At 69.4% G+C, this 1133-nt stretch carries 1 pseudogene; it reads left to right on the top strand.

Going from position 1 to position 1133, the window contains the following annotated elements:
• Window positions 1-1133 (top strand): annotated as a pseudogene (locus tag ABD369_RS40665) (alpha-1,4-glucan--maltose-1-phosphate maltosyltransferase); the annotation flags it as partial.

Raw genomic sequence — 1133 nt, 5'->3', positions numbered from 1 at the left:
GGTGGACCGGCAGCGGGCGCTGTTCGGGTCCTGGTACGAGTTCTTCCCGCGCTCGGAGGGCGCGGTGGTGGACCCGGACGGCAACCTCCCACCGGTCTCCGGCACCTTCCGCACCGCCGCCGAACGCCTCCCCGCCATCGCCGCCATGGGATTCGACGTCGTCTACCTGCCCCCGATCCACCCGATCGGACGCGCCTATCGGAAGGGCCCTGACAACACCCTCACCGCCGGCCCCGACGACGTCGGCTCCCCCTGGGCCATCGGCTCACCCGAAGGCGGCCACGACGCCGTCCACCCCGACCTCGGCACCATCGAGGACTTCGACCACTTCGTCGCCGAGGCCACCGCCCTCGGCCTGGAGGTCGCCCTCGACTTCGCCCTCCAGTGCTCCCCCGACCACCCCTGGGTCAACAAACACCCCGAGTGGTTCAGCCACCGCCTGGACGGCACCATCGCCTACGCCGAGAACCCGCCCAAGAAGTACCAGGACATCTACCCCGTCAACTTCGACCAGGACCTCGACGGCCTGGTCAAGGAGACCCTGCGCGTCCTGCGCCACTGGATGGCCCACGGCGTGCGCATCTTCCGTGTCGACAACCCGCACACCAAACCGGTCCTCTTCTGGGAGAAGGTCCTCGCCGACATCGCCCGCACCGACCCCGACGTGCTCTTCCTGGCCGAGGCCTTCACCCGCCCCGCGATGATGCACACCCTCGGCAAGATCGGCTTCCACCAGTCCTACACCTACTTCACCTGGCGCAACACCAAGCGGGAACTCACCGAGTACCTCACCGAACTGGCCGGCGACGCGGCCGCGTACATGCGCCCCAACTTCTTCGCCAACACCCCCGACATCCTGCCCGAGTACCTGCAGACCGGCGGCCGCGCCGCCTTCGCCGTCCGCGCCGCCCTCGCCGCCACCCTCGCCCCCACCTGGGGTATCTACGCCGGCTACGAACTCTGCGAGAACCAGCCCGCCCATCCCGGCTCCGAGGAGTACCTGCACTCCGAGAAGTACGAACTGCGGCCCCGCGACTGGAGCGGCCCCGACACCCTCACCCCCCTGATCACCACCCTCAACCGGCTCCGCCGCCGCCACCCCGCCCTCCAGCAACTACGGAACATCACCTTCC

It is taken from the genome of Kitasatospora cystarginea, assembly GCF_039533515.1.
GTDB classification, from domain to species: Bacteria; Actinomycetota; Actinomycetes; order Streptomycetales; family Streptomycetaceae; genus Kitasatospora; species Kitasatospora cystarginea.
Note: the sequence above shows the minus strand (reverse complement) of the source record. Positions and strands in the feature narration are given on the sequence as shown.